We start from the raw sequence: 2,235 nt of genomic DNA on the forward strand, positions 1-2,235 counted from the left end.
ACCGAGGAAAAAATGCGGTCGGACTGACCGTGTTAGAAAACGCTCGCGGAGGCGATTTGACGGGGATCGACCGGTTAAACCAGGTCGATCTAGTTAAAAGCCTAAGAACCGAGAATCCCCCGCTACACCGCGCGAGCGGTTAGCGGGGGAGAGTCAAAAAGAACAGAAATTCCAGCCCGTGACCGCCCGTTTAAATTCCTCGTCGATGAATCTCGCCGTCGCAGCGATCCTCCTACCCACAACCTTTCAATACACCTCCGCCGCAATCCAGGAGATTGCCCTACAGCGTCTCTCGGTAGCGGTGGCGGCGGTATTAATTTTTGTGTATTGCCTGAGTCTGCTGTTTTCGATGAAGACCCACACCTATCTTTACGAGGTGGGGGTTGCCGATCTCGATCAAGAGTCGGGGGAAGCCGTAGGGGTAAAAAAGCCGAATCTCTGGCTGTGGGTGGGGATATTACTGCTCGTGACGCTCGGGGTGGCGGTCGAATCGGAATTGTTAGTTAATACCCTAGAGGAAGCCACGCATAAATTAGGATTAACGACCCTTTTCACGGGGGTGATCCTGCTGCCAATTATCGGCAACGCGGCCGAACACGCCACTGCGGTTAGGGTCGCCTTAAAAGACAAAATGGATCTGGCGGTTTCTGTCACCGTCGGTTCGAGTCTACAAATCGCACTTTTTGTCGCACCGGTTCTCGTAATCGCGGGTTATTTCATCGGTCAGCCGATGGCTCTCGATTTCGACATCTTTGAATTGGTCGCCGTCGCCGTCGCCGTCTGGCTGGCCAACTCGATCAGTAACGACGGTCGCTCGAACTGGTTAGAGGGCATATTACTGGTGGCGACCTACACGGTCATCGCTCTCGCTTTCTTTTTCCATTCCGCACCGGGATAGAGCGATCGGTCGTGCGAAATACAGTTTCTCGATCGGGATAGGTAGTAAAATTCTCCCGTTCCAGAACCTTTGAAGGAAAAGCCGAACGCCGAATATTTCGGTTTCCCCTGTCACGGTGAAGGTATAAAGAACGGACGAACCCGACGGCCATCTTAAGGAAAAAACCATGATCGAGATTGTGATCGCGATATCCACTGGTGTAGCGGCATTCGTCGCCACCAACCTCGACGATATATTGATCCTGACGATTCTCTTCAGCCAAACGGGAAAACTCTTCCGTCATCGCGATATCGTGATCGGTCAGTATATCGGCTTTAGTCTGCTTGTTATTGCCAGTTTAGCGGGGTTTTTCGGGTGTTTTCTCATCCCTACTCAATGGATTCGCTATCTAGGCCTCGTTCCTGTGATTCTCGGCATCTTTTCCCTTCTCAAAGAAGAGGAGAAGGAGGAAGAGCCGGAGAATGTCGAAGTCAACCTAGAGGGTGCGAAACATTCCCCCTTCGGTCGTTGGTTTGACCCGCGCACCTATAGCGTGGCTGCGTTGACCGTCGCCAACGGCAGCGATAATATCGGCATTTACGTTCCCCTTTTCGCCAGTAGTAGCGTAACAAGTCTGATCGTTATCGTCAGCGTGTTTTTGATTCTGGTGGGGGTTTGGTGTGCGTTCGCCTACGGGTTGACCAGCGTGCCGACCATCGCCACTATTCTAACCAGTCAGGGAAGTACCTTCGTTCCCTGTGTGCTGATCGGTCTGGGTATTTTTATCGTCAAAGAAAGTATTTCCCTCGCGTTTTTGGCCTTAGCAATTAGCTATCTCTGGGCGATCGTCGGTCGCAGTAAGGAACTGGCAAAAAAATAAAGTACCATTTATTTTCAAGGCAGAATCATCACATCCCAAGAGGGTAATTAGGGCTTGCTGAATAATGGTAAAACCCTTTTAAAATAAGGCTTTTGACCTGTTAAAATCCGATGTTAGTGCAAGAAAATAGGATTGGGACGTTCAAAAACCTGGCATTATCCTTCTTGTAGTACATCGCTTGGTACAAAAAACAAGGGCAACAAAGCCCGAAACGACCGGCTCCTGACGACCGGCTACTGACTCCTACCCCCAGGAAAAACTTTTTCAGCAGACCCTAATTATCTGAAAGTTCTTTTAACTCAAACAAATAGAGATCTAGAGGTCGTTAATCTAGCAGAAGAAAGAAAAGACGATTTAAGGCAAGACTTCGTGAGCATAATTACCTCATTTTGCGCTCGATTATACTCATTAAGACGACGAAATAGAAAGACAGAATGTTTAATTAAATGCCTTGAGGAGAATGATGAAATTAGTTCAA

At 48.9% G+C, this 2,235-nt stretch carries 1 protein-coding gene and 2 pseudogenes; all 3 read left to right on the top strand.

Annotated elements, in window-relative coordinates:
* Positions 1-139: 139 nt before the first annotated feature.
* Positions 140-898 (top strand): annotated as a pseudogene (gene cax, locus PX481_RS14695) (calcium/proton exchanger); the annotation flags it as partial.
* A gap of 166 nt (positions 899-1,064) precedes the next feature.
* On the top strand, positions 1,065-1,757 hold the full coding sequence (locus PX481_RS14700; RefSeq protein WP_002763660.1) for a cadmium resistance transporter: 693 nt from the start codon (positions 1,065-1,067) through the stop codon (positions 1,755-1,757).
* A gap of 276 nt (positions 1,758-2,033) precedes the next feature.
* A pseudogene (locus tag PX481_RS14705) lies at positions 2,034-2,235 on the top strand (IS607 family transposase); the annotation flags it as partial.

It is taken from the genome of Microcystis sp. M53603_WE2 (genome assembly GCF_030065435.1).

Coding starts and splice junctions, on each gene's coding strand:
- PX481_RS14700 (WP_002763660.1), top strand. CDS start 1,065: ATGATCGAGATTGTGATCGCGATATCCACTGGTGTAGCGGCATTCGTC.